Genomic DNA, 25,859 nt, shown 5'->3' on the forward strand with positions numbered 1-25,859 from the left:
GAATTGATTACAGAAAGCCTGTCATACCCGCGGCAGGTTCTTACTAGCCGCCGGCTTCCTCTGCCAACTGCAGGAACCGGACCGCCAGATCCTGACCGCCCTGCGGATCGCGGGAGACCAGCAGCACGGTGTCGTCCCCGGCGATGGTGCCCAGGATAGAGGGCATCACCGAGTGGTCGATGGCCAGCGCCAGGAAGTTGGCCGCTCCCGGCGGCGTCCGGAGCACCGCGATGTTGGCCGAGGCTTCCGCCGTGACCAGGAGTTCGCTGCACAGCCGGGCGAGCCTCGCGTCCAGGATTTCCTGGCTCACACCGCTCTTGGCCGCACGTTCGCCGCCTTCGCCGGGGACGGCGTAGACCAGCACGCCTTCCTTGCCGCGGACCCGGACGGCGCCGAGCTCCACAAGGTCCCGCGACAGTGTGGCCTGGGTGACCTGCACGCCGTCGTCCGCCAGCAAAGCGGCAAGCTCGGCTTGGGAGCGCACCGATTCGCCTGTCAGGATTGCGGTGATCCGCGCCTGGCGGGCCGTCTTCGTGGCCGGGCTGGACCCCGGCGAGGCTGGCGAAACGGACACTAGCGGCTAAGTCCCTCAGCTGCCGCACGGACAGGTGCCAGTCCTTCCACCACGGCGAGGCCGGAGCGGTGCATGAGCCAGGCCATGAGGGCCTTCTGGGCGTGCAGCCGGTTCTCGGCCTCGTCCCAGACGATCGACTGCGGGCCGTCGATGACGCCGGCCGAGATCTCATAGCCCCGGTATGCGGGCAGGCAGTGAAGGACGACGGCGTCGTCCGCCGCGTGTGCCATGGCCTCCTCATCGACGGAGTACTCCCGGAAAAGCTGCATCCTGGCCTCCTTCTCGGATTCCTGGCCCATGGAAACCCAGGTGTCGGTGGCCACGACGTCCGCGCCCTTGAGTGCCTCGGCAGCGTCGGTGGTGACCAGCACCGAGCCGCCGGTCAGCGCGGCGCGCTCCTCGGCGGCCGTTACGATCTCCGCGGCCGGGAGGTATCCTTCCGGGCCGGCGACGCGGACGTGCATTCCGGCGGTCACGCCTGCCAGGAGGTACGAGTTGGCCATGTTGTTGGCGGCGTCGCCGAGGTAGCTCATGGTGAGGCCCTTGAGCTCGCCCTTGTGTTCCTTCACGGCCAAGAGATCGGCCAGCAGCTGGCACGGGTGGTAGTCGTCGCACAGGGCGTTGATGACCGGCACCTTGGAGTTCTCGGCCATGGCCACCAGTCCGGAGTGCGCCCCGGTACGCCACACAATCGTGGAGACCATGCGCTCCAGGACCTTCGCCGTGTCCTCAACAGATTCTTTGTGGCCGATCTGGGCCTCGCCGGGGTTGATGATGAGGGCATTGCCACCCATGTCCGCCACGCCCGCAGCAAACGAAACCCGGGTGCGGGTGGAGGTCTTGTCGAAGATCACCGCTACGGTCTTGCGGCCGTTCCCGTCAGCGGCATACGGCTGGACGCTGTATGGTGCGGCCTTCATGCGGACGGCGAGCTCCAGGACCTCGGCCTGCTCTGCGGGGCTGAGGTCGGTGTCCTTGAGGAAGTGACGGGTTATGCTGGTTGACGGAACTGTGCCGGTTGAAGGAAGTGCAGGAGTCACTGGGCGTCCTTAGCTGTCTGGAGGATGGCCGGGAAGGCGGCGAGGAACGTGTTGGCCTGGTCCGTGGTGAGGACCAAGGGCGGGGCGAGCCGGATGGTGCGCGGCCCGGGGCTGTTGACGATGAAACCGGCTTCGAGGCCCGCGGTCACCACGGACGGTGCGACGTCGGCGTCCAAGTCGAAGCCGATCAGCAGGCCCTCGCCCCGGACGTCCGTCACGCCCTCCATGGTGGCCAGGCCGGCGCGGAGATGTTCCCCCACCGCCGCAACATTGGCGAGCACGCGCTGGCTTTCGATGGCGTGCAGCGTGGCGAGGGCGGCCGCCGTCGCCACAGGGTTTCCGCCGAAGGTGGTGCCGTGCTGACCTGCTGCCAGCAGGGATGACGTCTGCTCGCCGAACGTGACCAGCGCGCCGATGGGGAAACCGCCACCGAGGCCCTTGGCCAGCGTGACGGCATCCGGAACGATCCCCGCGTCCTCGCTGGCAAGCCATTTGCCGGTACGGCCGATTCCGGTCTGGACTTCGTCCAGGATCAGTAAAGCCCCCGCCTTCGTGGTCGCCTCACGAGCGGCCCTGAGGTAGCCGGCAGGCAAGGGCCGGACCCCGGCTTCGCCCTGGATCGGCTCCAGGAACACCGCGGCCACGGTTTCGTCAATCGCGGCTTCGAGGGCTTCGACGTCGCCGAACGGGAGGTGGACAACGCCGCCCGGCAGCGGCTCGAACGGAGCGCGATAGGCTTCCTTGGCCGTCAGGGCGAGGGCGCCCATGGTGCGGCCGTGGAAGGCACCCTCGAGGGCGATGATTTTGGTGCGGGCCGCGGCGTCCGTGCCACCATTTTCGGGACCGGAGTTCCGGCGCGCGAGCTTGAAGGCGGCCTCAACGGCCTCGGTGCCGGAGTTGGTGAAAAACACCTTGGAACCAGCCGGCGCGTTGCTCAAGGCCAGCAGTTTTTCGGCGAGGGCGATCTGCGTGGGGCTGGTGAAGAAGTTGGAGACGTGCCCCAGCGTCGCCAGCTGGCTCGAAATCACCGAGGTCAGAAACGGGTGGGCGTGGCCGAGCGCGTTGACGGCAATGCCGCCGAGCAGGTCCAGGTATTCCTTGCCGTCGGCGTCCCAGACCAGGCAGCCGGCGCCTCGGACAAGCACCCGCTGGGGAGTGCCGAATACGCCCATCAGGGACGTGGAGTAGCGGGCGAGCCAGTCGGCTCCGCTGGCGTGGCCTTTGCCTTCGACCAGGTCTCCCACGGGTGTTTTCTCCAGGGTGCTGGCCGCGTGGCTGCCTGTGTGTGACTGGTTCATGGGGCTACTTCCTCGTCGGGGACGACCTGCGTGCCGATGCCCGCCGTCGTAAATGTTTCCAGGAGCATGGAATGCGGCAGGCGGCCGTCCACGATGTGCGCCTGTTCCACACCTCCGTCGATGGCTTTGAGGCACGCCTCCATCTTGGGGATCATGCCTGATTCGAGCGACGGCAGCAGCCGGCGCAGTTCCGAAGCCGTCAGCGATGAAATGAGGGAGGACCGGTCCGGCCAGTTGGCGTACAGGCCCTCCACATCTGTGAGGATCACCAGCTTGGAGGCTCCCAGGGCTTCCGCCAGGGCAGCGGCAGCTGTATCCGCGTTGACGTTAAGGACCTGCCCGGTGGTTTGCACGCGCTGTCCTCGCTCGTCGGCGGCATCGCCGCCGTCGTCCTCGATTTCCGGTGCCACAGTTGAGATGACCGGGATCCGGCCTGCCGCAAGGATGTCAAGGATGCCTTCCGGATTAACACCCACCACTTCGCCTACCAGGCCCAGGTCCACTTCCTCGCCGTCGATCACGGTGCCGGTCCGGACAGCACGCAGGAGTCCGCCGTCTTCGCCGGACATGCCCACGGCATAGGGTCCGTGGGAATTGATCAGCCCAACGAGCTCGCGCCCCACCTGTCCGGTGAGGACCATCCGGACCACGTCCATGGCTTCCGGCGTAGTGACCCGGAGGCCGCCCTTGAACTCGGACTCGATGCCCAGCCTGGCCAGCATGGAGTTGATCTGGGGCCCACCGCCGTGGACCACGACGGGATGGATCCCCACGTGGTGCAGGAAGACGACATCCTCAGCGAACGCACGGCGCAGCTCGTCGTTGACCATGGCGTTGCCGCCGTACTTGATCACCATGGTGGTGCCGGCGAAGCGCTGGATCCAGGGCAGCGCCTCGATCAGCGTGCCGGCCTTGCTTTGGGCGTCAGTCATGGACGTGGTCTCGCGGGTCTGGGTGTTCATGGGCTGCAGTATCTCCAGGGGTGGCTGGTTGATCTAGCTTGAGTACGCGCTGTTTTCGTGCACGTAATCGTGCGTCAGGTCGTTGGTCCAGATGGTGGCCTCCGCATCGCCTGCCTGGAGGTCGATCTCCACCAGGACCTCCCTCGGCTCCAGGTCCACGAGGTCGCGGTCATCGCCGATGCTGCCGTTGCGGCAGATCTGGATGCCGTTCATGGCCACGTTGAGCTGATCCGGCTCGAACACGGCGTCCGTCGTACCCACTGCGGACAGGACCCGGCCCCAGTTGGGGTCCTTGCCGAAGATGGCCGCCTTGAAGAGGTTGGACCGGGCCACGGAGCGGCTGACGGTTTCGGCATCCCGCTCGCTGGCCGCGTTGAACGTGCGGATGGCAATGTCGTGGCTGGCGCCTTCGGCGTCCCCGATCAGCTTGCGTGCCAGTTCGGCGCACACCTGCGTGAGGCCGGCACCGAACGCCTCTGCAGAAGGCACGGCACCGGATGACCCGGAAGCCAACAGCACCACGGTGTCGTTGGTGGACATGCAGCCGTCCGAATCAGTCCTGTCAAAGGTGACGCGTGTGGCATCCCGCAGGACGAAGTCGAGCATTTCGGCTTCAACGTTGGCATCCGTGGTGAGCACCACCAGCATGGTGGCGAGGCCGGGGGCGAGCATGCCTGCGCCTTTGGCGATGCCGCCGATGGTGAACTCCTGGCCGTCGGCGTCAGTGCCGATGAACAGGGCTGCCTTGGGCACCGAATCGGTGGTCATGATGGCTGCGGACGCTTCCGGGCCGCCGTCCGTGCTGAGGGCCGCGGCTGCCGCCTCGATGCCGGGAAGGATCTTGTCCATCGGCAGCTGCTCGCCGATCAGGCCGGTGGAGCAGACAAAGACGTCCGTGGCAGAAATGTCCAGTACGTCCGCCACTTTCTCGGCCGTGCTGTGGGTGTTCTGGAACCCTTCGGGGCCGGTGCACGCGTTGGCGCCGCCGGAGTTGAGGATGACGGCGTCCACGCGGCCGTCCGAGACCACCTGGCGGGACCAGTGGACGGGCGCAGCGGCCACGCGGTTACTGGTGAAGACGGCGGCCGCGGCTTTGGAGGGGCCGTCGTTGACCACCAGGGCGAGGTCCGGTTTGCCCGAGGCCTTCAGGCCGGCGGTGATCCCGGCGGCCCGGAATCCCAGGGGGGCGGTAATGGTCACGGGGCAACTCCCTGCAGGTTAAGGCCGGCGGTTTCCGCCAGGCCAAGCGCAATGTTCATGGACTGCACGGCTCCGCCGGCCGTGCCCTTGGTGAGGTTATCAAGGACGCATGTGACAATCACGCGGCCGGTGTGTTCGTCGAATGCCAGCTGCATTGCGGCGTGGTTGGATCCCACCACCGCCTTTGTATTGGGCCATTGCCCTTCCGGCAGGAGGTGCACAAACGGTTCGTCGTCGTAGGCATCTGCCCAGGCCTGGCGAAGGTCGGCTGCCGTGGTGCCCGGCTTGACCTTCGCAGTGGCAGTGGTGAGGATGCCGCGGCTCATGGGCGCGAGTGTGGGCGTGAAGGAAACAGTAACGCTCTCCCCGGCAGCATTGGAGAGCCCCTGCTCAATCTCAGGCGTATGGCGGTGGCCGCCCCCAACGCCGTAGGGGCTCATGGAGCCCATCACCTCCGCGCCGATCAGGTTCACTTTCGCCGCCTTTCCCGCACCTGACGTTCCGGAGGCGGAAACGATGACGACGTCGTCGGGCTGAAGCAGCTTGCCTGCGAAACCAGGAGTCAATGCCAGAAGGGCCGACGTCGGATAGCAGCCGGGCACGGCAATGCGGGTTGCCCCTTTGAGGGCCTCGCGCTGCCCGGGCAGTTCCGGCAGGCCGTAGGGCCAGGTTCCGGCGTGGGCCGAGCCGTAGAATTTCTCCCACGCGGCCGGGTCCTCGAGCCGGTGGTCAGCGCCGGCGTCGATCACTACGGTACCCTCGGGAAGCTGCGCGGCAATCTCGGCGGAGGCTCCGTGCGGGAGTGCAAGGAACACCACATCGTGGCCCGAGAGGTTTTCCACGGTGGTGTCTTCCAGGATGCGGCTGGAAAGCCCGTGCAGGTGGGGCTGCAGCTCGCCGAGGCGGGAGCCTGCATTGCTGTGCGCTGTGATGGCACCGATGGTCACGTCCGGATGTCCTGCCAGGAGGCGCAGGACTTCTCCCCCGGCGTAGCCGCTGGCACCGGAGACGGCAACTGAAATAGTCATGCATTGAATCATACAGCAAAACTATTCATCGTGTCCGATATTTATGCACGATGTCCGCGGGCTGCTTGGCTTTCCGTTGGACACGCTAGCGTATGCTGGTTTGAGGGTGATCCTGACCGCGCAGTCCGAGTGTCGGCTGCAGCGTTGCCCGGAAAATTACGAGGTCCCGTTACATGACCACCACCCTCCCTACATCCGAGCGCCCTCAATCACGCGTCCGGCAGCCCAACGCGGTTGTCCTTAGCTATTCGGAGCTGCTGAAGAGCGTCAAGGCCGCGGGCCTCCTGGAACGCCGCGTCGGCTTCTACATCACGCTCTTCGCCAGCCTTGTCCTCCTAATGGCCGCCACCTGGTTCGGTTTCGCACTGATCGGTGACAGCTGGTTCCAGCTCCTGATCGCCGCCGCCCTGGGCGTCCTGTGCACCCAGTTGAGCTTCCTGGCCCACGAGGCCGGACACCGCCAGATCTTCGCTTCCCGCCGGGCCAATGACTGGTCCGCGAGGCTGCTTGCCACCTCCGTGGCCGGTATGAGCTACTCCTGGTGGGAGCAGAAGCACGGCGCGCACCACAACCATCCGAACGTGATTTCCAAGGACCCGGACATTGCCACGGGCGCAATAGCATTCCACCCCGAGGCCGCTGCCACCCGTCAGGGACGGTTCTCGTTCCTGACCCGCAAGCAGGGCTGGTTCTTCTTCCCGCTGCTGTTCCTGGTGGGCCTGGGGCTCCAGATCGATTCGGTCAGGTTCGTCTTCCGCCGCGCCAAGGTCACGCACCGCTGGGTTGAGATCCCCATTCTCATGGCCCGCCTGTGCCTCTTGCCGGTTCTTGCCTTTAGTTTCCTGCCGCTGGGAATGGCGTTCGCCTTCATTGGCGTGCAGCTCGCCGTCTTCGGCTTCTATATGGGTGCGTCGTTCGCCCCCAACCACAAGGGCATGCCGGTCCTGCCGGCAGACAGCCGCGTGGACTTCTTCAGCCGGCAGGTCCTGACGTCCCGGAACATCTCCGGCGGCCGCTTTATGGACATCCTGCTGGGCGGCCTGAACCGCCAGGCTGAGCACCACCTCTTTCCGGACATGGCACGGCCCCAGCTGGACAAGGCCGCCAAGATCGTGCGCGAGTACTGCCGGAAGCACCAGGTCCCGTACACGGAAACCACGCTGCTGCAGTCCTACGGCATCATCGTCCGCTACCTCAATGACGTTGGGCTTGCCGCCGGACGCCACTTCGAGTGCCCGATGGCCACCGTTACCCGGCGCTACTAAGGAACAGCCGCAGCCGGGCTGCAGCCCGGGCCGCGACTCCCGGTCCACGTTTGACCCCGAAGTGACGGCCGGTTTCCGGCCGTCACTTCGTCGTCGGCGACGGTATCCCTAGGATGGATCCATGATCCGGGCCAGGAAATCCCAGCCCGGAGAAGGAGAGGTTCCATGACGCATGCAATCGTCGCCCAGCAGCCTGGCGGCCCCGAAGTACTGCACTACGCCGAGGTTGAGCGCCCCGTTCCCGGCCCTGGCCAGCTGCTGGTCAAGGTGGCCGCCGCCGGGGTGAACTTCATTGACACATACCACCGGAGCGGCGCTTACAAGGTTGCGTATCCGTTCACGCCAGGTTCGGAAATGGCTGGGACCGTAGAAGAAACCGGCGACGGCGTCGAGGACTTTTCCGCTGGCGACCGGGTAGCCACCGCGGAAGGAGCCCGCTGCTATGCCGGCTATGCGCTTCTGGATACCAGCAAGGCACTCCCGGTACCCACCGGCGTCGATGACCTCACCGCGGCGGCGCTGCCGCTGCAGGGCATAACGGCCCACTACCTCATTAATTCCTCGTTCCGGGTGGAGCCGGGGCACACCGTTCTGACGCACGCCGGAGCCGGCGGGGTGGGCTTGCTGCTGATTCAGCTCCTGAAAGAAAAAGGCGCCCGCGTCATCACCACGGTCTCATCTGATGCCAAAGAGCTCCTTGCCCGTGAAGCAGGCGCTGACCATGTGCTGCGCTATGGCGGCTTCCCGCACCACGTCCGTGAGTTGACGGACGGAAAAGGCGTGCATGTGGTGTACGACGGCGTCGGCCGGGACACCTTCGATGGGTCCCTTTCGTGCCTGCGCACCAGAGGCGCCCTCGTCCTGTTCGGCGCGGCATCCGGCCCGGCGCCGTCGTTTGACCCCCAGCGGCTCAACGCCGGCGGATCCCTGACCCTCACGCGTCCGTCGATGGGTCACTTCCTGCTGAATGAACAGGAACGTCGCTGGCGTTCCACTGAGATCTTCAATGCCGTTGCCGATGGAAACCTCAAAGTCCGGATCGGGGCAACCTACCCCCTCGCCGAGGCACGCCAGGCCCACGAAGACCTTGAAAGCCGACGCACCACGGGCAAGGTCCTGCTGCTCCCCTAGTCCTGTTGACACCTGGTCCTGCTGGTCCAGTGCTCCTGTTGGTTCTCCAGTTGAGGTAAACGCCGGTCAAACGTCTGATGGAGCTCTGGCAAACCGCGACACTTTCTGTTCATCTTCTCCAGAGAGACTGCCTGAGTGACCGAGCAACAACTCAGCGGCTTCGGCCCCGAAGCCGACACCGCCTATCAGCCCCAGATGCCTGGAGCCGCCGCCTCGCCGCCGGCGAGGACATTGATGGATATCCTCCACGCATCTGCCGATCGGTATCCGGATGCGTCGGCCCTGGACGACGGACGTCAGTCCTTGAGCTACGCACAGCTGATGGCGGCCGTCCGGGCCGTCGGCCGTGAACTGCATCTTGCGGGGCTCGGCGCCGGCGACAGAATCGGCGTGCGCATCCCCTCCGGCACGAACCAGCTGTACGTCTCCATCCTGGCAATCCTGCTTATCGGCGCGGCGTACGTCCCGGTTGACGCTGACGACCCCGAGGAACGGGCCCGACTGGTCTTCGGAGAAGCCGGGGTGGCTGCCGTCGTGACCGCGACGGAAATCACCCTGACCAGGGAACGGCCCGCGCCGTTCCCTGCCCCGCGGACCGCTACACCTGAGGATGACGCCTGGGTGATTTTCACGTCGGGCTCCACGGGCACACCCAAGGGAGTGGCAGTCAGGCACCGGTCTTCGGCTGCCTTTGTCGACGCAGAAGCACGCATATTCCTCGCGGCCGAGCCCATCGGCCCGCAGGACAGGGTCCTCGCGGGTCTCTCTGTGGCGTTTGATGCCTCCTGCGAGGAGATGTGGCTGGCCTGGCGGCACGGTGCCTGTCTTGTCCCGGCCCCTCGTGCCCTGGTGCGCACCGGCATGGATCTTGGGCCCTGGCTCATCAGTCATGGAATTACGGTCGTATCCACAGTTCCCACGCTCGCAGCACTTTGGCCTGCGGAAGCGCTGGAGAACGTCCGGCTGCTGATCTTCGGGGGCGAGACCTGCCCCCCGGAGCTTGCTGAGCGACTCGCGGTGGATGGCCGCGAGGTGTGGAACACCTATGGCCCCACGGAAGCCACTGTTGTAGCCTGCGCCGCGCCGCTGGGCGGACCCGGGCCGGTCCGGATCGGCCTTCCGCTCGACGGCTGGGACCTGGCCGTCGTCGATACGAACGGCGTCCCGGTTGCCGAAGGCGGCGTCGGAGAACTCATCATCGGCGGGGTGGGGCTTGCCCGTTACCTTGACCCGGCCAAGGATGCGGAAAAGTATGCCCCGATGCCTTCACTGGGCTGGGGCCGCGCCTACCGCTCCGGCGACCTGGTCCGTTACGAATCCGACGGGCTGGTCTTTATGGGCCGCGCCGACGAACAGGTCAAGCTGGGCGGCCGCCGGATCGAGCTCGGGGAAATTGACGCAGCGCTGCAGGCACTGCCCGGTGTTGCCGGTGCGGCTGCCGCGGTCCAGACGACGGCGGCAGGAAACCAGATCCTGGTGGGGTATCTCGCCCCTGCCGGCGCGGCGGAGCCTGATCTCGCCGAGGCCCGTGGACTGCTCGCCGCGAGTCTCCCGGCTGCCCTCATCCCCCTGCTGACAGTCGTCAATTCCCTGCCGACGAAAACGAGCGGCAAGGTGGATCGGCACGCCCTCCCGTGGCCGCTCGCCGGCTCCGGCAAGGCGGACGCCGACAATGCCCCGCTGAACCTTCCCGACGATGCCCGCTGGATCGTCGAGCAATGGGGCGCCGTGCTGGGAAGCGCCGCGGTCAGCCTCGACGCGGACTTCTTTGCCCACGGGGGCGGGTCGCTTGCCGCCGCCCAGCTCGTCTCCGCCCTCCGGGTCCGCTACCCCACCATCACCGTCGCGGACATCTATGCCACTCCGCGGGTCGGGGCGCTGATCGATACGGCACGGCTGTCACTGCCCGACGGCGTCCCAGCCGGTCCGGCGAAGGAACGGAGCGTCCGGCCGACGGCCCTCAAATCCCAGGTCTTCCAGACCCTCATGGGCGTCCCACTGCACGTTCTGGTGGGCATGCGCTGGCTGACCTACCTGATGGTGGCAAACAACCTCCTGGCCGGCTTCGCCGGCTTCACGGCCGCCCCTACTGTGTCCTGGTGGTGGGTGGGTGCGTCGTGGCTGGTGTTCGTCAGCCCGGCCGGCCGGATGGGTCTATCCATCGCCGCTGCCCGGATCCTGCTGCGCAACGTGCGCCCGGGAACGTATCCGAGGTCAGGAAAGATGCACCTGCGGCTGTGGCTGGCCGAGCAGGTCCAGGACCTCTCCGGGGCGGTGAGCCTCGCCAGCGCTCCCTGGGTTCCCCAGTACGCCCGGGCACTCGGGGCCAGGATCGGCGCCAACGTGCACCTGCATTCGATGCCGCCCGTGACAGGCCTCCTCTCCCTCGGCAGCGGTGCCAACGTCGAGCCCGAAGTTGACCTCTCCGGCTGGTGGATCGACGGCGACAACGTCCATATCGGAGCCATCCATGTCGGCGCGGAAGCCACTGTGGGTGCACGAAGCACCCTGATGCCCGGGGCAAGCATTGGGGCAGGCGGCCGTGTGGAACCGGGTTCGGCGGTTCTCGGCAAGGTGAAATCCGGCCAGGTCGTGGCAGGCTCCCCGGCACAGCGCCGCGGCAAGGCCAAGCATGACTGGCCGGCGGCGCCCATCACCAGCACGCTGATGGGCAGGCTCTGGTTTGCCGCATTCGCTTCAGCGTCCGCTGTGCTGGCCATGATCCCCTATGTGTCCGCCGCTGCAGGTTCTGCCGTCGTGTTCCTGTTTATCCAAGGCAGCAGTTCCCTTTCCGCGGCATGGCCGCAATTGCTGGCCTCCCTTCCATTGGCCGCTCTGGCCTGGTTCGCGGCAAACCTGCTCCTGGTACTGGGAACCACCCGTCTGTTGGGACTGGGCCTGAAGGAGGGGCACTACCGGGTAAGAAGCCGGATCGGCTGGCAAGTCTGGGCCACAGAGCGGGTCCTGGACCTGGCCCGGGACTTGCTCTTTCCCATCTACGCCAGCCTCTTTACACCAGTCTGGCTGCGCCTGCTCGGAGCAAAGATCGGCAAGAACGTTGAGGCCTCCACTGTGTTACTGCTGCCGAAGATGACCACGGTCGGGGAGGGTGCGTTCCTGGCCGACGACACCATGGTGGCTTCTTACGAACTCGGCGGCGGATGGATGAGAATAGCACCCGCCAAGATCGGCAAGCGTTCATTCCTCGGGAACTCGGGCATGACAGGAGCGGGCCGGAACGTCCCCAAGAACTCCCTCGTCGCAGTTCTGTCCGCCACGCCGTCGAAAGCCAAGTCCGGCACCTCCTGGCTTGGCAGTCCGCCAGTCCGGCTGCGGCGCACGGCCATCGCCTCGGACGACTCCCTGACGTTCCAGCCGCCGACCCGGCTGAAAATCGCCCGGGCGCTCTGGGAGGCCTGCCGGTTTGTGCCTGTTGTGCTGACGGTGGGCCTTGCCGCAGGCGTGCTGCTGACCTTCGACTCACTGGCCGCTACGTTCAATTACGGCGTAGCCGCTGTTCTGGGCGGAATCGTCATCCTGGTGGCAGGGGCCGTGGCCGCCGTCAGCGCCGTGATAGCCAAATGGCTGCTGGTGGGCAGGATCAAGGCCGGGGAACACCCGCTCTGGAGCTCCTTCATCTGGCGGAACGAGGTAGTGGATACGTTCATCGAGATGGTCAGCGCGCCCTGGTTTGCACGCTCTGCCACCGGAACTCCAGCACTGGTGTGGTGGCTCCGCGGGCTGGGGGCCAAAATCGGCCCCGGAACATGGTGTGAGAGCTACTGGCTGCCGGAAGCTGATCTCGTGGCCCTTGGCGCGAATTCAACGGTCAACCGTGGGTGTGTTGTTCAAACGCACCTGTTCCATGACCGCATCATGAGTATCGGCCCTGTTACGCTCGAAGACGGGGCCACCATGGGGCCGCACGGCGTCATTCTTCCGCAAGCCCGGATCGGCCGCGGCGGAACCGTCGGGCCGGCTTCGCTGGTGATGCGCGGGGAAACAGTGCCCGAAGGAACGTACTGGATGGGCAATCCGGTGAGCCCGTGGGCCGGCCCTGATGTTCCCGCGCCCCGCCTGAAGTAGGGGCGCCCGCCCCTGGTAGAAACCGCATGTCCGTGACCGTCTGTGATTGAGGCCCGCCAAATGAGTTCCCCAGAATCAGCCAGCTCCGGAACCGGCGTGGGAACGGCTGAGCCTGGGCTCACGTCCGATCCGTACGTGGCGGACCACGGTACGGACGCCTACAGCGTGTCGCGCTACGAGCTGGACCTGGATTACCGGCTGTCCAGTAACAGGCTTTTCGGTCACGCGGTCCTGCACGCCGTGGCGGCCCGGCCAGCCTCCGCAATAGTTCTTGACCTGGCGGGGCTTCGGGCAGTCAAGGTCTACCTCAACGGCCGGCGTGTCCGGCGCTTCACCCAGCGCGCGGAACAACTTGTGGTCCACCTCGACACCGGCCTCGTCCCAGGCCATGATTTCATCCTGGACATCCGCTATGAGGGCAATCCATCACCCCGGCGTGGCCTCTGGGGCGAGGTGGGCTGGGAGGAGCTGACCGACGGCGTACTTGTAGCAGGACAGCCCAACGGGGCGCCGTCGTGGTTCCCCTGCAACGACCACCCACGGAACAAAGCCAGCTACAGGATCTCCGTCACCACGGACGTGAACTACCGGGCAGTCTGTAACGGTGTATTGGTAGGGCACAGCAGCAGGTCCAGCCGGGAAACCTGGATCTACGAGCAGGAAGAACCGATGGCTACGTACTTGGCGACGGTTCAAATCGGCCGCTATGACGCCCTGGTCCTCGATGACGGAACCGGTCCCGCCGGTGTGCTCCAGACGGTGGCCGCACCGGCAGCGCTGGCGGCGGCCGCACGGCAGGGGCTGCGCCGGCAGCCGGAAATGATGAGCACATTTATCAACTGCTTCGGACCTTATCCATTTTCCCAGTACACGGTGGTCGTGACAGACGATGACCTGGAAATCCCGCTTGAGGCACAAACATTGTCGATCCTCGGGCGCAACCACGTGGAACAGGGCTGGGAGTCGCAGCGGCTGATCGCCCATGAACTGTCGCATCAGTGGTTTGGGAACTCCCTGACGGTGGGTACATGGAGCGATATCTGGCTGCACGAGGGCTTCGCCTGCTATGCCGAATGGATCTGGTCCGAAGCCGCCGGCGTCATGCCGGTGCACGACCGGGCAGCGTCGGCCTGGCGCGGGCTCTCCCGCGCAGGGCAGGATCTCCTGATCGGCGACCCTGGCCCGGCGCTGATGTTCGATGACCGGGTCTATAAGCGTGGAGCCTTGGCCCTGCATGCCCTCCGCGTCCTCTGCGGGGACCTCGCCTTCTTCGCCCTGCTGCAGGAATGGACAAGGACCCGCCGCCACGGTTCCGTGTCCACCGCTGCCTTCATTCTTATGGCGGACCGGGTTGCGGGCATCGATTCAGAGGCACTGCTCCACCCCTGGCTGTTCGAGGAAGCACTTCCCCCGCTGCCCGTCAGCGGGCGGCCTACCCTCACCTGACGGCCGGACGAAGAGCCGGGCCGGCAGGGGTTATCCCAGTGCAACCGCCGCGGCAAAGCGTGCGGGCAGGCCAGTGTCGGAGGAGGCCAGATCGGCGATTTCGGGCCTGTTGCGGACCTGGACCGTCCGGGGATCCGTCCTCAGGCCGTCGCCCGTCACCTTGAGCCATGCCTCTTTCCGGACCCAGAGGCGGGCGCGTTCACGGAGCAGTGCTGGTCCCGTCAGGGATGCAACGGTGAGCAGTTCATCCCCGCCCAAGGCCACGCCGTCGAACCCGTCAAAGTCCAGCCGCGCAGGATCCTCGGCATCAACTCCCAGCCGCATCCCCGTGCCCGGCGAGGGCAGGCCGGCAAGCAGCACCCAGTGCCGCGTCCGTGCCATGCTCAGCAGGAGCGGCAATCGCTCGCCCCTAAAGGTATACCCGGGCCTGCCGTGGGAGAGTGCCAGGCCTGAGCCGCACCTCGGGCAGGAGTAGGAGGCCTCAAGCTCACCCGGCGGCAGGTCCATCAGTTCCGCGGCAAACCGGCGCAGGGCTGCCCTGCCCAAGATGAAACGCGTCCGCGCAAGCGGTTCCATGGCCGCAGCACGGGACGCTTCCGCCGGGTCAAGCAGGAGGGCATCCGGGAAATCCTTGATACCCTCCTGGTGACCACGGGTATCCTCCGCTTGAAGGACGAGGCCGGACTCCATGCGCATTGGCTAGCGCTGGACGGCACCGAAGCGCTTTGCGGCCAGGGCCACGGCGCTTTCCCGGGCGGCTGAAGCCTCATCCGCCGTCAGGGTGCGGTCATTGGCGCGGAACCGAAGCCCGAAGGCCAGTGACTTCTTGCCCTCCTCGATGCCCTTGCCAGCATAGACATCAAAGAGCGCCACGTCCTCCAGGAGCTCCCCGGCGCCTTCGCGGAGCGCCGAGAGGACATCGTCCGCCGGAACGTCCCGCGGAACCACCAGGGCAACGTCCTGGGTGGCCACCGGGAAAGTGGAGATGTGGCGGGCAACAATGACGTCCGCGGCTGCTTCAAACAGTGCGTCCGCGTTGATCTCCAGGGCCACCGAGCGGGCCGGCATGTCGTGCGCGGCCAGGAGCTTCGGGTGCAGCTCGCCCGCATAGCCCACCACTTCACCGGTGCGCAGCGAAAGCCGGGCGGCGCGGCCGGGGTGGAACGCCTGGTGCGCCCCTTGGCTGACAATGACCTCCACACCCAGGACATCGCCGGCAAGCCGGGCGATGTCCAGTGCGTCTGCCCAGTCCCAGGCCCGCGGGGCGTGGGCGGCGGCAGCCGGCGAATCGTGGCCGGTCAGGACGGCGGCCACATGCAGCGGCTGGTCCGGGACGCCGTCGTACAGCGCATCCAGCACCTCATCGGAGGGCTTGACGCCGAGCGGCGGAATGGACGCCGTTCCCACTGTGTCGCCCGGGAGGAACACGAGGCCGGACTCAAAGAGCGCCAGGTCGCGGAAGCCGCGGGAGTGGTTGCGCTTGGCCACCTCAATCAGCCCGGGGAGGATGGAGGTCCGCAGGAAGGCGTGTTCCTCGCTGATCGGGTTGGCCAGTTTGACGGCTGTCCGTTCAGTCCCGGCCTCCGGCACGCCGAACGTATCGTTGGACGCCTTGGAGACGAAGGGGTACGCCAGGACTTCGGTCAGTCCTGCGTCCGCCAGCGCCTGGATGAGCCGGCGGCGCTGCTGCTGCACGCGGGTCAGTCCCCGTCCCGGGGGCGCCACCGGGAGGGTGGCGGGGATGTTGTCGTAGCCCACCAGCCGGGCGATTTCCTCGGACAGGTCCTCTTTGGTTTCCAGGTCATTCCGCCAGCTGGGGGCTGTTACCGTCCAGCCGCCGTCGTTCTTCCCCACCACGGCACCGAGGTCCTCAAGTGAGGTGACAATCTGTTCTTCCGTGAAGTCGATGCCGATCCGTTTGGCGGCAAAGCCAGCCGGCAAGGCGATGGTCACAGCGTCCGGCGCGGTGCCGACGTCGGTCCCCGCCTCGTCCGCGGCGGCTCCGGCGAGTTCAACCAGGAGGTCGACCGCGCGCTGGGCGGCAATGTGTGCCACCTGCCAGTCGACGCCGCGTTCGAAACGCTTGGAGGCCTCCGACGGCAGCTTGTGGCGCCGGCGTGAGCGGGCAATTGAAACTTCTTCGAAGTGGGCGGCCTCGATCAGGACTGTGGACGTGGTGTCCGAGACCTCCGTGGAGGCTCCGCCCATAACGCCGGCGACGCCGATGGGACCGGATTCGTCCGTGATCAGCAGGTCTTCCGTGTCGAGCGAGCGCTCCTTGCCGTCGAGGGTAGTGAGCTTCTCCCCTGCCACGGCACGCCGGACTACGATGTCGCCGGACAGCTTGTCCTGGTCGTAGAAATGCAGGGGCTGGCCGAGCTCAAGCATCACGTAGTTGGAAATGTCTACCGGCAGGGAGATCGAACGGATGCCGGCGAGGCGCAGGCGGGAAGACATCCATGCCGGTGTGGGCCGCGTGGCGTCGACGCCGTGGACGGTGCGGGCCACGAAGCGGTCGCAACCGGGCTTGCCGTAGACGGGCGCGTCGTCGTTGAGCTTGACGCCGTAGCCGCCGGAAAGTCCAGCCGGAGCCTGCACTTTGGAGGCCGGGTCCGTGAAGGAGGTGCCCGTGGCGTGGGCGTATTCACGGGCCACACCACGGATCGAGAACGCGTAGCCACGGTCTGGGGTCACGTTGATCTCTGCTGCCTGGTCGTAGAGGCCCAGGAGCTCCATGGCGTCGGTGCCGATTTCCGGGTCCAACCCGAGGCGGGACAGCACCAGGATCCCGTCGTGGTCCTCGCCGATGCCGAGTTCACGCACGGAGGCGATCATGCCCGCAGACAGGTGGCCATACGTCTTCCTCGCGGAGATGCGGAAGTCACCCGGCAGCACAGCTCCGGGAAGGGTGACAACTACTTTGTCGCCCTCGACGAAGTTGTGGGCGCCGCAGATGATCCCCTGCACGCCCGACGGATCGATGCCGTCGCCGGTGAGGGTCTGCTCCTGGCCCTCCGGTACGACGCGGACCTGGCACCAGTTAATGGTCTTGCCGTTGGACTGCGGTTCCTTGACCAGGCTCAGCACCTGGCCCACCACGATCGGACCCTGCAGGGTGTCAGTGGGGCGGTGGACGCCTTCTTCTTCAAAGCCGACCTTGACCAGTTCGGCCATGACGTCTTCGGCCGTTGCTCCGGCCGGTACCTGCGCGGATTCCCGCAGCCAGGAAAGTGGGATACGCACTGTTAGATCTCCATCCCGAAGTGCTCGCTGAAACGTACGTCGCCTTCGATCATGTCGCGCATGTCGCCCACCTCGTTGCGGAACATAAGGGTGCGCTCGATGCCCATGCCGAAGGCAAAACCTGAATAGATGTCCGGATCAATACCCGCCGCGCAGAGCACGTTGGGGTTGACCATTCCGCAGCCGCCCCATTCGATCCAGCGCGGGCCGCCCTTTGCGCCCGGGTGCCAGATGTCCAGCTCAGCGGACGGCTCGGTGAACGGGAAGTAGTTGGGGCGCAGCCGGATCTGGGCTTCATCGCCGAACATCTGCCGGGCGAAGTGCTCCAGGGTTCCGCGGAGGTCAGCCATGCTCAGGTTCCTATCGATGGCCAGACCCTCGAACTGGTGGAACACGGGCGTGTGGGTGGCGTCCAGCTCATCGGTCCGGAACACCTTGCCCGGGCACAACACGTATATAGGCACTTGGCGTTCCAGCATGGAGCGGACCTGCACCGGTGACGTGTGCGTGCGCATCAGCAGGTGGGCTTCAGGCGGCTCCACAAAGAACGTGTCCTGCATCTCGCGGGCCGGGTGGTCAGGCTTGAAGTTCAGTGCGTCGAAGTTGAACCATTCGGATTCGACTTCCGGGCCCTCGGCGATTTCCCAGCCCATGCCCACGAAGATGTCCGCGACGCGGTCCTGGAGCGTTGACAGGGGGTGGCGCGCACCGGCCCGACGGCGCCGCGGAGCGGCCGTGACATCCACGGTTTCTTCCACCAGGATCCGGGCGTCATTTTCGGCTTCCAGCTCGGCAGTCCGATCGGCGAGCGCCTTGTTTACCCGTCCACGGGAGGAACCCATGAGTTTGCCGGCAACGGCCTTCTGGTCTTTGGGCAGGCCGCCGATTTCCCGGTTGGCCAGGCTCAGCGGCGACTTCTCACCGGTGTGGGCCAGTCTCACCGCCTTGAGTTCGTCAAGGGAGGCAGCGCCGGCAATGGCGGCGATGGCCTGGTCTACAGCGGCAGTGATGGCGGCTTCATCCAGAGGGTTCGGGATGGCGGCGCCCGGCAAAGTTTCAGTCATCTACTGTTCTTAGCTACGAGTCGGGGCTGATGATTTTCGTCAATGACCAGGGCAGCCGTGCACGGTTTCCCGGCAGCGCGTCCGTCACTGGCAGGTCATCTTATGAATTCACTCAAACATCAGTGCATTCAGATCAGTTCACTTAATGACCAGGTCAGGGCCAACCGGAACAAGATCGGCGGCCACTATCCCCAAGTCTAATTGAACCCTCCGGTTACCATGTCCTCATGACACCACGGCAGCGTGTGCGGGCGGCACAGCCGTTGACGGCTGTGCAGTTGACGGCTGTGCGGTTGACGGCGGGACAGCGGGCGCGGCAACTCGCCAACCTGGCCAACGGCACCACCGGGCTTGGCCTGGCAATTGCCCGGGCGGCAGGAACTGCCGTCAGCCGCGGCCCGCGCGGGTTGATCATCGCAGCGGGCTACCGGTGGCGGCTGCCCTTTGCCGGCGCATTCACCATGGGCAACGTGGTGATCTGCCGCACGGAAGCCGATCACCTGACGTCCAACCTGGCATTGCTGGGCCACGAGGAGAAGCACTGCAGCCAATATGCGTGGTGCCTGGGCCTGCCCTTCCTCCTGTTCTATTTCCTGGCCGCGGGCTGGTCGCAGGTTCGTACGGGAAACCCGGCGTCGGGGAATTTTTTCGAACGCCAGGCAGGCCTTGAAGCGGGCGGATACCGAGAGACCAGTAAACGACAGCCGGCTCCAGGCGGAGCCGGCGGAATCGAGGCATGAGCGTGACCAGTGGAAGCATCACCAGAAACATCAGCGTGAGCGGGACAGGGACAGCCGAGGCAGCCCCGGACCTGCTGACGATTTCCGTTGGCGTGGAATGCCGCCGGGACAACGTTGGGGCAGCCTATGCGGAGGCCGGGAAGGCGTCCGCCGCTGTCTCCACCGCGCTCCGGCAGCATGGCGTGTCCAATGCGGACATCCGGACGTCCGGGCTGAACGTACGGGCAGACCTCGTCTGGCAGGAGGGCGAAGGCCAGAAAGTGGCGGGCTATGTCGCCTCCAGTGTGCTCACCGTGCGGCTACGGAAGGTAGCCGGAGCGTCGGCCGCCATCTCGGACGTCGTCGACGCAGGTGGGAACGACGTCAGGCTCAACGGGCTTGAACTCGGCTTTTCCGATGAGGCGGCGGTAAAAGCCCGCGCCCGCGAAGCAGCCTGGCAGGATGCGCTCCGGTCTGCGGAACAGTATGCGTCGCTCGCCTCGGCCCGGCTTGGCGCGGTGGTCTCCATTACCGAGGAGGCAGGCGGCCAGGCACCGATACCGCTCGCCAGGATTCAGCGCGCTGTTGCCACCGAGTCGCTCAGCGTGGAAGCTGGCGAAACGAGCGTGGGGGCCGCCGTCACGGTGGTCTGGGAATTGCTGGACTGACCCTGCTCCTTACCTCTTGGGGGCCGTGACAGTCCCGGCGGGCCAGACGACGGTTCAGATCAACCCAGCGCGTCGGTCCTTGACTTAAGTTCGAACATACCTTCGAATAGAGTGCATGAGATGGGATGCACAAGCGCTGATGCCGCAACCCGCGGAAACCGCCGGAACAGGGCCGTCCCCCGCCCTGCTTCCCCTCGCCGGACTGGTCCGGTCGGTAACCACTCCCGAGTTTGCGGGAATCACCTTCCACGAGGTCACCGCAAAATCGGTGCTCAACAAAGTGGTTGCCGGTTCGCGGATGCCGTTCGAATGGACAGTAAACCCGTACCGCGGCTGCAGCCATGCCTGTGTCTACTGCTTTGCACGGAAGAGCCACACGTACCTGGATTTTGACGCCGGTCTGGACTTCGACAGCCAGGTGGTGGTCAAGGTCAATGCCGCCGAGGTCCTCCGGAAAGAGCTGGCCAAGCCGTCCTGGGGGCGCCATCAGGTGGCGTTGGGCACCAACACGGACCCCTACCAGCGCGCCGAAGGCCGCTACAAGCTGATGCCGGGAATCATTTCGGCGCTCGCCGATTCAGGCACTCCACTGTCCATTCTCACCAAGGGAACGCTGCTGGCGCGGGACATCCCCCTCCTGAAGCGGGCCGCGGCTCAAGTTCCGGTGGGTGTCGGGATATCCCTGGCCATGACGGATGAGGCCCTCTCAGAAGCCGTGGAGCCGGGGACTCCCGGACCCCGCGCCAGGCTGAAACTGATTTCCCGACTCCGGGACGCCGGCCTGCCATGCGGGGTGATGGCCATGCCCATCCTCCCTTGGCTGTCTGACAGCGACGATGCGCTGGACGCCCTCTTCGGGTCGCTGGCGGCGGCAGGAGCCACCGGGGTGACCGCCGGCGCCCTGTACCTGAAACCGGGTACGCGGGAGTGGTTCATGCAGTGGATCGCAGCGAACCATCCGGAGCTTGCGGGCCGCTACCGCCGGCTCTACGGCACGGGTTCCTATGCCTCAAAGGAGTACCGGGCCTGGCTCGCCGGGAGGATCCGCCACTTCAAGGAGCGCCATGGCTTCTCCGGCTCCCACGGCTTCAGCCATCGCGATCTCGAGGACGATCCCCGCGGCGAAGAAGCGCAGTATCCGGCTGGCAGCCTCCCTCCCGCAGGGGGATCCGGGGCGGCATCACGGCAGGCTGGGAATACCCAATCTGCCGCCGAAGGGCAGCGTCAGCAGCCCACCCTGTTCTAGCCGCATTTCCCGGAACGGCCACGCCTGCCGGCTCCTTGCCCGGAGTCCTGACTCCTCCGGGAGTCCTGCATCAGCTGCCGGTTGCTGAATCCGAGCGCACATCCAGGGATTGAAGGAGAGCCCGGACAATCGGGAAGTCGGCAGGGATCCAGGGAAGATTGAGGGCTTCATCACCGTCCGCCAGGCTGAACCACTTCACCTCGTCGTGGTCCTCAAGGGGCCGGGGTTCCCCTTGGGCAATCTCTGCCAGCCATACCCGCATGGATGCCTTCTCACTGAGGGGCCAGCCGGCAGCCGTGACGGCGTGAAGCTCAGATCCCAGCCGCACGCCGATCCCCAGTTCCTCCCGAAGTTCCCGGTGAAGCGCGGCCTCCGGCGCCTCGTCCGGTTCAACTTTGCCGCCGGGGAATTCCCACAGCCCGGCAAACTGCTCGGGAGCAGTACGCCGCGCCACCAGCATCCTTGTGGGCTCACCCAGGGAGTCCAGCACAGCTCCGCCAACTACGAGTATCTGTCCAGTCACCGCCCCAGTCTATGGGGGACAATGGGTTGGACGGACTTGTCCGCTTGCACCGGAATACCCTCCACCGCCGCGGGGTTATTAAAATATGATTTAAGCTTCCGTGGGCCGCAGCAGCGGCCTCCCAGGATCTCCCCCGAAAAGTTGGTACATGAGCAGCGTCCTCCAGACCCCTTCCGCGACCACCGCCCGGACCCCGCGCGTTGGCCCTGCCATTATTTCCCTGGCCATGGGCGGCTTCGGTATCGGTGTCACGGAGTTCACCATGATGGGACTGCTGAAGGAGGTGGAGCAGGGACTGAAGATCACCACGCCGGAGGCCGGAAACCTGATCTCGGCATATGCCCTGGGCGTGGTGGTGGGCGCTCCCTTGCTCGCCGCGGTAGGTGCCAAACTCCCCCGCAAGTACCTCGCCTTGGGACTGATGCTCTTTTTCAGCCTCGCGAACCTGACATCATTCATCGCCCCCGACTACGGCAGCATGCTGGTTTCCCGCTTCGCGGCAGGACTTCCCCACGGGGCGTTCTTCGGTGTCGCAGCTGTTATTGCCGCCTCACTCGTGTCCCCCACGCGGCGCGGCTGGGCCATCTCCATGGTCATGGCGGGCCTGACGGTGTCAAACGTGGTCGGGGTTCCGCTGGCCACCTGGGTTGGCCAAGCCTATGGCTGGCGCCTGCTGTTCCTCCTGGTGGGAGCCATAGGGCTGCTGACCCTGGGCCTCCTGTGGAGGTTTGTCCCGTTTCAGGACGCCCACCCCGATGCGAGCATCCGACGGGAACTCGGCGCCCTCAAGCGGCTGCAGGTCTGGTTGGCCATCTTGATCGGCATTGTCGGCTTTGGAGGATTTTTCGCAACCTACACCTACATTGCCCACACCATGACGGGGGTCGCCGGGATTCCGTCGCCGCTGCTTCCGATCGTAGTTGCTTTGTATGGCCTCGGAATGGTTGCTGGCAACATCGTGGGCGGCAGGATTGCCGACAGGTCCGTGATGGGAACGATCTACCGCGTACTGCCGGGTATCGCCGTCGCCCTCGTGGTCTATGCGGTGGCCGTCCACTGGCCGTGGTCCGCGTTTGTCATGGTGTTTGTGGTGGGAGCCGCCGGTTCGATGCTGGTGCCCGCCCTGCAGACCCGTTTGCTGGACGCGTCGCCGGACGCGCCGTCCCTGGCGTCCTCGCTCAACCACGCCGCCCTCAATGTTGCGAACGCCTTGGGTGCTTTCCTTGGCGGGGTAGTGATCGCCTGGGGCTGGGGCTACGTTGCGCCGGCTGTCGTGGGGGCCGTCCTGGCCGTCCTCGGCCTGGCAGTCGCCGTCATCAGCGGACTCCTGGAACGCAAAAAGCCGCTGGCCGCCTGATCCTGGGATAGGCGGCCAGCGGAAATCGCCGGCTCAAACTCCGGACTGGAAGCCCGGGAGGCAGCAATTAAGCCTGCGCGTCCTGCGGCCTGGCGCTAGTCGCCACATCGTCGCCGATCGCGGCATCCGAGCGGTGGAGATCGGGTTCCAGATAGATCACCCTGGCCATCGGAACCGCTGACCGGATCCTTGACTCGGCGTTGTCGATGGCTGCTGCAATATCCCGGCCCGAGTCGGCAGCGCCAACGGAGATCTTGGCAGCCACCAACAGCTCTTCCGGCCCGAGGTGGAGCGTCTTCAGGTGGATGACGCGTGTTCCGTCGGCCTCGATCGCTCCGAGGATCTTCGCGTGCCAACCAGCGCACCCAAGTCTTCCAGGAGAATAACGGGGAGCTCAGGCTGCTTGGCGTTCCGGACAAAATGGACCCAGCTTTGCTTGCCCCGGACGTGGTTCGATTCGATGATGGCGGTTCGAAAGGAGAAGGACTCGGCCACAATGGCGCCCACCAGGACAGCCAGCGGCACCCACCAGAAGTCACCTTCGATGGCGTGGGGATGCTGAAGCTTGCCCCACGCCTCATACAGGGCTAAGAGCCCGTCCACACTGAACAGGACAATGGACACGATAAACGCATAGATGTAGCGCTCCCGACCATAGCCAAAGGGATGCTCCGGGCACCTCTTCAGGATTACGGAACAAGACAGGGAATATGTGGAGCCGTCAGCGGGCTCCGCCCCTGGATACCGTACTTGCCGCGGCGTCGGACACACACCTCTGACAGTCAGTAAGGTTACTGACAATAAGGGTGCTGTGTGTTAGCTTGAACAATAATCGGGACGATTTCAATTCATCCCGACGAATATGAAGGAGGAGACATGGGTTTTCTTGCTTGGATTATTCTCGGCCTCATAGTAGGGGCCATCGTCAAGGCTGTCATGCCCGGCAAAGTGGGCGGCGGCTGGGTCACCAGCCTGGTACTCGGCGTGGTTGGTGCGATTGTGGGCGGCTGGATCGGAAGCCTTCTTTTCGCCAGGGGCGATCTCGCCTTCTTTGATCTGGGCACCTGGATCCTTGCGATCATTGGCGGCCTGCTAGTGGCCGGCATTTATGGCGCCATCACGGGACGCAGCGGGAGCACCCGCGCGCCCTGATTCCCGACTTCCTACCTGAGTTTCAACAGCAAGGGCCCCGGAGATGTAGCCGGGGCCCTGCCTTTTAAGTCTGCCTGGTGCCTACCCCGAAGCCGGTGCGCGGCCCTGCTGGGACCGTGCACTTGCATAGAGGCAAACGGTCGCTGCGGTGCCAAGGTTGAGGCTCTCCGCCGCCCCATAGACAGGCACCGCCACCCGGTGGTCAGCCAACGCCAGCTCGACTTCAGAGAGTCCCTGGGCCTCGTTACCGAAGAGCCACGCCGTGGGGTTCTCCAGCGCATACGCGGACCCTGTACCCGACACCGCCATACGACGGGCAGCGTTTTCGTCCTGGAGGACGTCCAGGTTGAGGTCTCCATATCCGTCCGCCGCCAGAAGGCCTATCCCCCGCGTCCTGCAGGCGGCGGCCACTTCATCGATGTCCGCACCGAGGACCACTGGAAGGTGGAAAAGCGAACCGGCCGTGGAACGGACTGCCTTGGGGTTGTAGATGTCCACGCTCGATCCTGTGAGGACCACTGCGTCGGCGCCGGCGGCATCCGCAGCACGCAGCACCGTCCCGGCGTTCCCGGGGTCCCTGACCTGGCACAGGACGGCGATCAGGCGCGGGCCGGCGTCGAGCACTTCTTCCAGGCTGACGTCCACGAAGCCGCACACGGCAATAATCCCTTGGGGGTTCACGGTGTCAGCCATGGCGGCCAGCACGTCATCCGTGGCCAGCCGGGCGTTAGTGCCCGCAGCCAAATCATCAAATTCCGGGAACCGGTCAAGGCATGCTTCGCTGGCGAAAACCTCATGCACCACGCCCGGCGCCCCAGCCGCGAGCCTCTGCTGGTGCAGCCGCAGGGCTTCGCGCACGGACTGCGGGCCCTCAGCCAGGAACTGTCCCCGCTTTAAACGGGCCGGGCGCCCGGCAAGCTTCGCCACGTCCCTGACCCGATCAGCTCGGGGGTTGGACAGTGGAAAATCTTGCGGGCGCCCGGTTTCGTTCATATAAGAACTTTAGTGTCTCTTGCCACCAGTCCTTGAACGACTACCTGTACAGGCAGTGGCCGGCTGTTACTTGGCAGCTGCCTCAGCGGCAGGCTTCTTGGCAGCAGGCTTCTTGGCGGCAGGCTTCTTGGCAGCCTTCGGCGCTGCTTCAGCCTGGACGGCCGGAGCGGACGTGTCGGCGGGCAGGGAATCCTTGGCAATCTTCACCAGAGCGGCGAAGGCGTTGGCGTCGGAAACAGCCAGCTCGGCGAGCATGCGGCGGTCAACCTCAACCTCGGCGGCCTTGAGCCCCTGGATCAGACGGTTGTAGGTGAGGCCGTTCGCGCGGGATGCAGCGTTGATGCGCTGGATCCACAGGCGGCGGAAGTCGCCCTTCTTCTTCTTACGGTCACCGTAGCTGTACACAAACGAGTGCAGCAGCTGCTCTTTGGCCTTGCGGTACAGGCGTGAGCGCTGTCCCCGGTAGCCCTTTGCGCGTTCGAGGATAACCCTGCGCTTCTTGTGGGCGTTTACCGCCCTCTTCACACGTGCCACGTGCGTACTCCTTCAGAATTCTGATCCCAAGCGTCTACTGCCGGTAACCCGGCCGGCCTGAGAAGCCTTTTTGGTAGTTGACTGCTGCCGGGTGGCAAACAGTCAGAAAACTTGGAAATTAGATGCCGAGCATCTTCCGGATGACCTTGGCGTCGCCCTTGAAGACGATCTTGTCGCCGGCAAGGCGACGTGTCAGCCTGGAGGACTTGTGCTCGAGGTAGTGGCGGCGGTTGGCCTGCTGGCGGCGCAGCTTGCCGCTGCCTGTCAGCTTGAAGCGCTTCTTAGCACCACTGTGGGTCTTCATCTTCGGCATGGGAACCGATCTCCTTA

The 25,859-nt window shown here is 65.5% G+C and carries 22 protein-coding genes and 1 pseudogene; 9 read left to right on the forward strand and 14 right to left on the reverse strand.

Annotated elements, in window-relative coordinates:
• Positions 1-43: 43 nt before the first annotated feature.
• The 6 genes from QFZ30_RS12785 to argC are packed head-to-tail and all read right to left on the reverse strand — an operon-like array spanning position 44 to position 6,102.
• Positions 44-574, reverse strand: a complete 531-nt coding sequence (locus QFZ30_RS12785) for an arginine repressor (protein ID WP_307076743.1) — start codon at positions 572-574, stop codon at positions 44-46.
• Positions 574-1,614: an ornithine carbamoyltransferase gene (gene argF / locus QFZ30_RS12790; RefSeq protein WP_307076745.1), complete on the reverse strand. Its 1,041-nt coding sequence runs from the start codon at positions 1,612-1,614 to the stop codon at positions 574-576. The genes QFZ30_RS12785 and argF overlap by 1 nt, the downstream gene beginning before the upstream one ends.
• Positions 1,611-2,912, reverse strand: coding sequence for an acetylornithine transaminase (locus QFZ30_RS12795; RefSeq protein ID WP_307076747.1), 1,302 nt, complete (start codon positions 2,910-2,912; stop codon positions 1,611-1,613). The genes argF and QFZ30_RS12795 overlap by 4 nt, the downstream gene beginning before the upstream one ends.
• The gene (argB, locus tag QFZ30_RS12800; RefSeq protein ID WP_307076749.1) at positions 2,909-3,874 is read right to left on the reverse strand and encodes an acetylglutamate kinase; all 966 of its coding nucleotides are present in this window, start codon (positions 3,872-3,874) and stop codon (positions 2,909-2,911) included. Before argB ends, QFZ30_RS12795 begins: the two co-directional genes overlap by 4 nt.
• A gap of 33 nt (positions 3,875-3,907) precedes the next feature.
• Complete coding sequence (gene argJ, locus QFZ30_RS12805) at positions 3,908-5,074, reverse strand: bifunctional glutamate N-acetyltransferase/amino-acid acetyltransferase ArgJ (protein WP_307076751.1); 1,167 nt, start codon at positions 5,072-5,074, stop codon at positions 3,908-3,910.
• A complete protein-coding gene (argC, locus tag QFZ30_RS12810) occupies positions 5,071-6,102 on the reverse strand; it encodes an N-acetyl-gamma-glutamyl-phosphate reductase (RefSeq protein WP_307076753.1) in 1,032 nt (343 codons plus the stop codon). The genes argJ and argC overlap by 4 nt, the downstream gene beginning before the upstream one ends.
• A gap of 173 nt (positions 6,103-6,275) precedes the next feature.
• Between argC and QFZ30_RS12815 the strand changes: the two genes are divergently transcribed.
• From QFZ30_RS12815 to QFZ30_RS12830, 4 genes are all read left to right on the forward strand, one after another.
• Entirely contained in the window at positions 6,276-7,367 is a 1,092-nt protein-coding gene (locus tag QFZ30_RS12815) for a fatty acid desaturase family protein (protein WP_307076755.1), read from the forward strand.
• A 165-nt stretch (positions 7,368-7,532) separates the two neighbouring features.
• On the forward strand, positions 7,533-8,498 hold the full coding sequence (locus tag QFZ30_RS12820) for a quinone oxidoreductase family protein (protein ID WP_307076756.1): 966 nt from the start codon (positions 7,533-7,535) through the stop codon (positions 8,496-8,498).
• A gap of 195 nt (positions 8,499-8,693) precedes the next feature.
• Complete coding sequence (locus QFZ30_RS12825; RefSeq protein WP_307080238.1) at positions 8,694-12,584, forward strand: Pls/PosA family non-ribosomal peptide synthetase; 3,891 nt, start codon at positions 8,694-8,696, stop codon at positions 12,582-12,584.
• A 60-nt stretch (positions 12,585-12,644) separates the two neighbouring features.
• A complete protein-coding gene (locus QFZ30_RS12830; protein ID WP_307076759.1) occupies positions 12,645-14,030 on the forward strand; it encodes a M1 family metallopeptidase in 1,386 nt (461 codons plus the stop codon).
• Between the two features lie 30 nt (positions 14,031-14,060).
• Here the strand turns inward: QFZ30_RS12830 and QFZ30_RS12835 are convergent, their stop codons facing one another.
• Genes QFZ30_RS12835 through pheS form a run of 3 tightly spaced genes read right to left on the reverse strand, consistent with a single transcriptional unit; the run spans position 14,061 to position 18,337 of the window.
• The gene (locus tag QFZ30_RS12835; RefSeq protein ID WP_307076761.1) at positions 14,061-14,720 is read right to left on the reverse strand and encodes a 4'-phosphopantetheinyl transferase family protein; all 660 of its coding nucleotides are present in this window, start codon (positions 14,718-14,720) and stop codon (positions 14,061-14,063) included.
• A 9-nt stretch (positions 14,721-14,729) separates the two neighbouring features.
• Complete coding sequence (gene pheT / locus QFZ30_RS12840) at positions 14,730-17,273, reverse strand: phenylalanine--tRNA ligase subunit beta (protein WP_307076763.1); 2,544 nt, start codon at positions 17,271-17,273, stop codon at positions 14,730-14,732.
• Between the two features lie 2 nt (positions 17,274-17,275).
• Positions 17,276-18,337 carry a phenylalanine--tRNA ligase subunit alpha gene (pheS, locus tag QFZ30_RS12845; RefSeq protein ID WP_307076766.1) on the reverse strand — a complete coding sequence of 354 codons (1,062 nt, stop codon included), beginning with the start codon at positions 18,335-18,337 and terminating at the stop codon, positions 17,276-17,278.
• Positions 18,338-18,630: 293 nt separating this feature from the next.
• Between pheS and QFZ30_RS12850 the strand changes: the two genes are divergently transcribed.
• The 3 genes from QFZ30_RS12850 (at position 18,631) to QFZ30_RS12860 (ending at position 20,970) form a co-directional block, all read left to right on the forward strand.
• Positions 18,631-19,077: a hypothetical protein gene (locus QFZ30_RS12850; RefSeq protein ID WP_307080240.1), complete on the forward strand. Its 447-nt coding sequence runs from the start codon at positions 18,631-18,633 to the stop codon at positions 19,075-19,077.
• Complete coding sequence (locus tag QFZ30_RS12855) at positions 19,074-19,724, forward strand: SIMPL domain-containing protein (RefSeq protein WP_307076768.1); 651 nt, start codon at positions 19,074-19,076, stop codon at positions 19,722-19,724. The genes QFZ30_RS12850 and QFZ30_RS12855 overlap by 4 nt, the downstream gene beginning before the upstream one ends.
• A gap of 115 nt (positions 19,725-19,839) precedes the next feature.
• The gene (locus tag QFZ30_RS12860; RefSeq protein ID WP_307076770.1) at positions 19,840-20,970 is read left to right on the forward strand and encodes an Rv2578c family radical SAM protein; all 1,131 of its coding nucleotides are present in this window, start codon (positions 19,840-19,842) and stop codon (positions 20,968-20,970) included.
• Between the two features lie 70 nt (positions 20,971-21,040).
• Here the strand turns inward: QFZ30_RS12860 and QFZ30_RS12865 are convergent, their stop codons facing one another.
• Complete coding sequence (locus tag QFZ30_RS12865) at positions 21,041-21,493, reverse strand: (deoxy)nucleoside triphosphate pyrophosphohydrolase (protein WP_307076772.1); 453 nt, start codon at positions 21,491-21,493, stop codon at positions 21,041-21,043.
• A 148-nt stretch (positions 21,494-21,641) separates the two neighbouring features.
• Between QFZ30_RS12865 and QFZ30_RS12870 the strand changes: the two genes are divergently transcribed.
• On the forward strand, positions 21,642-22,850 hold the full coding sequence (locus QFZ30_RS12870; protein ID WP_307076774.1) for an MFS transporter: 1,209 nt from the start codon (positions 21,642-21,644) through the stop codon (positions 22,848-22,850).
• Between the two features lie 67 nt (positions 22,851-22,917).
• On the opposite strand, the pseudogene QFZ30_RS12875 reads toward QFZ30_RS12870, so the two are convergent.
• Positions 22,918-23,525 (reverse strand): annotated as a pseudogene (locus QFZ30_RS12875) (cation transporter); the annotation flags it as partial.
• A 201-nt stretch (positions 23,526-23,726) separates the two neighbouring features.
• Here QFZ30_RS12875 and QFZ30_RS12880 point away from each other — a divergent pair.
• Entirely contained in the window at positions 23,727-24,002 is a 276-nt protein-coding gene (locus tag QFZ30_RS12880; protein WP_307076776.1) for a GlsB/YeaQ/YmgE family stress response membrane protein, read from the forward strand.
• A gap of 81 nt (positions 24,003-24,083) precedes the next feature.
• Here the strand turns inward: QFZ30_RS12880 and QFZ30_RS12885 are convergent, their stop codons facing one another.
• The 3 genes from QFZ30_RS12885 to rpmI all read right to left on the reverse strand — a co-directional run bounded on the left by QFZ30_RS12885 (position 24,084) and on the right by rpmI (position 25,842).
• A complete protein-coding gene (locus QFZ30_RS12885) occupies positions 24,084-24,995 on the reverse strand; it encodes a TrmH family RNA methyltransferase (protein WP_307076778.1) in 912 nt (303 codons plus the stop codon).
• Positions 24,996-25,061: 66 nt separating this feature from the next.
• Complete coding sequence (rplT, locus tag QFZ30_RS12890) at positions 25,062-25,529, reverse strand: 50S ribosomal protein L20 (protein ID WP_307076781.1); 468 nt, start codon at positions 25,527-25,529, stop codon at positions 25,062-25,064.
• Between the two features lie 118 nt (positions 25,530-25,647).
• On the reverse strand, positions 25,648-25,842 hold the full coding sequence (gene rpmI / locus QFZ30_RS12895) for a 50S ribosomal protein L35 (RefSeq protein WP_009358635.1): 195 nt from the start codon (positions 25,840-25,842) through the stop codon (positions 25,648-25,650).
• Positions 25,843-25,859: the final 17 nt, after the last annotated feature.

The organism is Arthrobacter pascens (assembly GCF_030815585.1).
Classification (GTDB): Bacteria; Actinomycetota; Actinomycetes; order Actinomycetales; family Micrococcaceae; genus Arthrobacter; species Arthrobacter pascens_A.

Excerpts from the sequence above, each read along its gene's own strand:
- QFZ30_RS12795 (WP_307076747.1), bottom strand. The coding sequence starts at position 2,912 with ATGAACCAGTCACACACAGGCAGCCACGCGGCCAGCACCCTGGAGAAA.
- argB (WP_307076749.1), bottom strand. The coding sequence starts at position 3,874 with ATGAACACCCAGACCCGCGAGACCACGTCCATGACTGACGCCCAAAGC.
- argC (WP_307076753.1), bottom strand. The coding sequence starts at position 6,102 with ATGACTATTTCAGTTGCCGTCTCCGGTGCCAGCGGCTACGCCGGGGGA.
- QFZ30_RS12815 (WP_307076755.1), top strand. The coding sequence starts at position 6,276 with ATGACCACCACCCTCCCTACATCCGAGCGCCCTCAATCACGCGTCCGG.
- QFZ30_RS12820 (WP_307076756.1), top strand. The coding sequence starts at position 7,533 with ATGACGCATGCAATCGTCGCCCAGCAGCCTGGCGGCCCCGAAGTACTG.
- QFZ30_RS12825 (WP_307080238.1), top strand. The coding sequence starts at position 8,694 with ATGCCTGGAGCCGCCGCCTCGCCGCCGGCGAGGACATTGATGGATATC.
- QFZ30_RS12830 (WP_307076759.1), top strand. The coding sequence starts at position 12,645 with ATGAGTTCCCCAGAATCAGCCAGCTCCGGAACCGGCGTGGGAACGGCT.
- QFZ30_RS12835 (WP_307076761.1), bottom strand. The coding sequence starts at position 14,720 with ATGGAGTCCGGCCTCGTCCTTCAAGCGGAGGATACCCGTGGTCACCAG.
- pheS (WP_307076766.1), bottom strand. The coding sequence starts at position 18,337 with ATGACTGAAACTTTGCCGGGCGCCGCCATCCCGAACCCTCTGGATGAA.
- QFZ30_RS12855 (WP_307076768.1), top strand. The coding sequence starts at position 19,074 with ATGAGCGTGACCAGTGGAAGCATCACCAGAAACATCAGCGTGAGCGGG.
- QFZ30_RS12860 (WP_307076770.1), top strand. The coding sequence starts at position 19,840 with ATGAGATGGGATGCACAAGCGCTGATGCCGCAACCCGCGGAAACCGCC.
- QFZ30_RS12870 (WP_307076774.1), top strand. The coding sequence starts at position 21,642 with ATGAGCAGCGTCCTCCAGACCCCTTCCGCGACCACCGCCCGGACCCCG.
- QFZ30_RS12880 (WP_307076776.1), top strand. The coding sequence starts at position 23,727 with ATGGGTTTTCTTGCTTGGATTATTCTCGGCCTCATAGTAGGGGCCATC.
- QFZ30_RS12885 (WP_307076778.1), bottom strand. The coding sequence starts at position 24,995 with ATGAACGAAACCGGGCGCCCGCAAGATTTTCCACTGTCCAACCCCCGA.
- rpmI (WP_009358635.1), bottom strand. The coding sequence starts at position 25,842 with ATGCCGAAGATGAAGACCCACAGTGGTGCTAAGAAGCGCTTCAAGCTG.